A 3606-nucleotide genomic window follows, 5' to 3' on the forward strand; every position below is an offset into this window, starting at 1 on the left:
TTTATTGAGCGTGCGTAAAACCCCATCCCCTTGCGGGTGGGGATGAAAGCACGGTCAAAAGAAGGGGCTCGATGCCCCTTCTTTTGACAATTAGCGTTGTTTTAGAAAGTTAATATATCGATTGACAGCTTATTCCAAATCACCGCCAACAGAGGAGTAAAAAGTTGGTATTTGTTGACGGTATATATAAAACTTTGCTACTATATTCTCATCACCAAATGTTCAACGCAATGAAAAGAACTGTTAGCATTCCAGTTGATTTACCGAGCGATAGATTTCTGCCACTAATGAATCAGTGTGCAGAAATATTTAACGCTCATATCGACTGGTCATTAGCTAGCAGAACCTCTAACAAAAATAAGGCACACAAGGATTTATATCGCTTGCTTAGAGGGCAATTTCATGAAGTGCCTTCTGCTTTGGTGCAAACTGTCAGAGATAACGCATTAGAAGCTGTTAAAGCTACCAAGTTTAAACGCACTCCCAGAAAGAAACCTACATCAGGATTGAGATACGACAAGCGAACTATGACGCTAAGAGGTAAGCATATTAAAAAGACAAATCGGTACAAGTCTAGGTTCCGCTGTAAAAATTGCGGACACAAAACTCATGCCGATTTGAATGCTGCTAGGAATATTCGCGATGATTATTTTCTCTCCTCTACCCAAAAGACGGAGGAGCAGGGTTCGGTCAATAACCCGGATGTTTCAACCAGTTTCTCTGGTTAGTTACAAGCCCCATCCCAAGAGTGGGTGGGGCGGTTGACCTGTTCATCTTTTAATCCAAAATCTAAAATCTAAAATCCAAAATAGCTATGGTTTTCCGTGAAGAGTTTGAACTGCTGCTACGAGCCCGCTACCCTTTAATTTACATTCCCACTTGTGAAGAAGAACGAGTGGAAGCAGCGATCGCAGAAATTGCAAAAAAACAAGGCAATCGCGGTATTTATGTGTGGGATTTTGTGGATGGCTACCAGGGGAATCCCAACGATGCAGGTTTTGGGCGTCGCAATCCCTTGCAAGCGCTGGAATTAGTAGAAAAAATAGCAGCCTCTGCACCAGCTATTTTCATTCTGCGCGACTTCCACCGTTTCTTGGAAGATGTCGCTATCTCCCGCAAACTCAAGAATTTAGCGCGGTTGCTCAAATCTCAACCCAAAAATATAGTCATACTGTCGCCCAGAATCGCTATTCCAGAGGAACTGAGCGAAGTTCTCACGGTGTTGGAGTTCCATCTGCCGGCTGCACCTGAAATTAAAGCAGAAGTAGAACGCTTGTTAGCAGCTACCGGGAAATCTCTGGAAGGCAAGATATTAGATGAAATCGTTCGTTCCTGCCAAGGTCTTTCGATGGAGAGAATTCGCCGCGTCTTGGCAAGGGCGATCGCTACTCACGGCGAATTGCTTCCCGAAGATGTGGAACTGGTTTTGGAAGAAAAACGCCAAACTATTCGCCAAACCCAAATATTAGAATTTTATCCCGCCACGGAAAATATATCCGACATTGGCGGTTTGGATAACTTAAAAGATTGGTTGCTGCGGCGAGGCGGTGCATTTTCGGAACGCGCTAGGCAATACGGTTTGCCCCACCCCAGAGGTTTGCTGTTAGTGGGAATTCAGGGAACTGGCAAATCTCTGATGGCAAAAGCGATCGCCCACCACTGGCACCTACCCCTACTCCGCCTGGACGTGGGGCGTTTGTTTGCTGGTTTGGTAGGCGAATCCGAATCTCGCACCAGGCAAATGATTCAATTGGCAGAAGCTTTATCTCCCTGCGTGTTGTGGATCGATGAAATAGACAAAGCTTTTTCCGGACTGGATGGCAAAGGCGATGCCGGCACCAGCAACCGCGTATTCGGTACTTTTATCACTTGGTTAGCCGAAAAGATTTCGCCTGTGTTTGTCGTCGCTACAGCTAATAACATCCAAACTTTACCTGCGGAAATGCTTCGCAAAGGCAGATTTGATGAAATCTTTTTCGTCGGTTTGCCTACCCAGGAAGAACGCAAAGCCATTTTTGCGGTGCATTTATCTCGGTTGCGTCCCCACAACCTGCAAAATTACGACCTCGATCGACTTGCCTACGAAACGCCGGATTTTTCTGGCGCAGAAATTGAGCAATCTTTGATTGAAGCTATGCACATCGGTTTTAGCCAAAACCGGGATTTCACCATAGATGATATTTTGGAAGCCGCCAGCCAGATTGTACCTTTGGCGCGAACCGCACAAGAGCAAATCCAGTTTTTACAGGAATGGGCTGCCGCTGGCAAAGCTCGCTTAGCCTCTAAGCACAGTAGCCTCAGCAATAGAATTCAGAGCCAATTCCGATAGCCTAATTGCACATTTTGTGATAGAGAATATAAAGATGTCTCTTAGTTTTTTCGGAAATAAAGAGAGATATGGTATAATCACGGTCGGACTGCGGAGTAGGCATGAGTTTTTCAGGCATTGTCAAATTTTTGCTCGGTTTCATCATCGCGATCGGCTTAATGATCGGCGCAGGCGTAGCAGCAGCACTCTACTTTGTCACCAAGCTAACTGCACCTCCTCCCAAACCCATTTTTCCCAACGACAAACCGATCGTCAAAGCCCAAGCAACAGCAGCTCAAAACCCGCCAAGACCTTCACTTACCAAGTCCGCCGCTGTTACGCCAACCCCAACTAAAACTCTAGTTGCACAGACTCCCACTGCGGAAGAACCGAGTCCTACGCCAACGCCCAGCGAAACTCCTTCGCCAAAACCGCTCGAACCTGGAGCCTACAGAGCCCGCGTCACTTGGTCTAAGGGTCTCAGTATTCGCAATGGCCCAAATACAGAATCCGAACGCATTGGTGGTGTAGGTTATAACGAAAGTATCGTTGTCTTGAGTGAAAGCGAAGACAAAAAGTGGGTGAAGATCCGTTTGGAAGATGGAAATACCGAAGGTTGGGTAAAAGCGGGAAATGTCGAGAAAGTTGAATAGGTATAGCTTTTTAGAGGTCGATGAAAATTCTAAAACTCGTAGCGAATTTTAAATTTTAATTGCAATATTTGGAGAATCGCTTCAGTATTTAGGAGCGGGGTGGTAGGTTATACAACTATGAATCTATAAATCGCCAAACTTAAAACCTCACCCCTTTCTTCAAAAATTATGTACGACAAAAACTCACATAAATATCTTATTCAAGCCGCTATTACGGCTGGATTAGGTGCAGGCATCGTGACAACATTTGCTGTCAGTCAGGGACAAAATCCTCTGCTCGCTCTCCAAATTACTTGCTTTGCTGTTATCGTTGCTTTAGTGTGCGATCGCCTCGGCCTAATTTAAATTAAATAAGGCGGCTACCGGAATTTTTTCCCAAACCAGTACCTTTGATGTTATGCGTTGTTTTCGGGGTACAAGAATGAATAATCAACCGTTAACAACGAACACATCTTGGTATAACATTTTTCTGCATGGAAAAATGTCGATCGTCTAGTAGTCGCTTTTATTGTTGAGGCTACTTATCAGCCCCATCGTCTCGTAAAGTCCAGAAGCAATGGACTTGGTTTTCTGTAACAGACAGATCGCCAGCTACTACAGTTCATTGAGAACATTTGTAATCCAGCGATAGCAAGCAATCAGGCA

At 45.0% G+C, this 3606-nt stretch carries 4 protein-coding genes; all 4 read left to right on the forward strand.

Translation table 11 applies throughout. The annotated features are described in order from the left end of the window. The first annotated feature begins 230 nt into the window (after positions 1 to 230). The 4 genes from H6S82_RS24065 to H6S82_RS24080 all read left to right on the forward strand — a co-directional run bounded on the left by H6S82_RS24065 (position 231) and on the right by H6S82_RS24080 (position 3306). Positions 231 to 728 carry a zinc ribbon domain-containing protein gene (locus H6S82_RS24065; protein ID WP_191056826.1) on the forward strand — a complete coding sequence of 166 codons (498 nt, stop codon included), beginning with the start codon at positions 231 to 233 and terminating at the stop codon, positions 726 to 728. A gap of 86 nt (positions 729 to 814) precedes the next feature. After that, positions 815 to 2329, forward strand: coding sequence for an AAA family ATPase (locus H6S82_RS24070; protein ID WP_190474520.1), 1515 nt, complete (start codon positions 815 to 817; stop codon positions 2327 to 2329). Positions 2330 to 2430: 101 nt separating this feature from the next. Next, positions 2431 to 2961, forward strand: coding sequence for an SH3 domain-containing protein (locus H6S82_RS24075; protein ID WP_190474522.1), 531 nt, complete (start codon positions 2431 to 2433; stop codon positions 2959 to 2961). 168 nt (positions 2962 to 3129) lie between these two features. Then, on the forward strand, positions 3130 to 3306 hold the full coding sequence (locus H6S82_RS24080) for a hypothetical protein (RefSeq protein WP_190474524.1): 177 nt from the start codon (positions 3130 to 3132) through the stop codon (positions 3304 to 3306). Positions 3307 to 3606 lie beyond the last annotated feature (300 nt).

The organism is Planktothrix sp. FACHB-1355, assembly GCF_014748295.1.
GTDB lineage: Bacteria > Cyanobacteriota > Cyanobacteriia > Cyanobacteriales > Aerosakkonemataceae > Aerosakkonema > Aerosakkonema funiforme_A.

Coding starts and splice junctions, on each gene's coding strand:
- H6S82_RS24065 (WP_191056826.1), top strand. CDS start 231: ATGAAAAGAACTGTTAGCATTCCAGTTGATTTACCGAGCGATAGATTT.
- H6S82_RS24070 (WP_190474520.1), top strand. CDS start 815: ATGGTTTTCCGTGAAGAGTTTGAACTGCTGCTACGAGCCCGCTACCCT.
- H6S82_RS24075 (WP_190474522.1), top strand. CDS start 2,431: ATGAGTTTTTCAGGCATTGTCAAATTTTTGCTCGGTTTCATCATCGCG.
- H6S82_RS24080 (WP_190474524.1), top strand. CDS start 3,130: ATGTACGACAAAAACTCACATAAATATCTTATTCAAGCCGCTATTACG.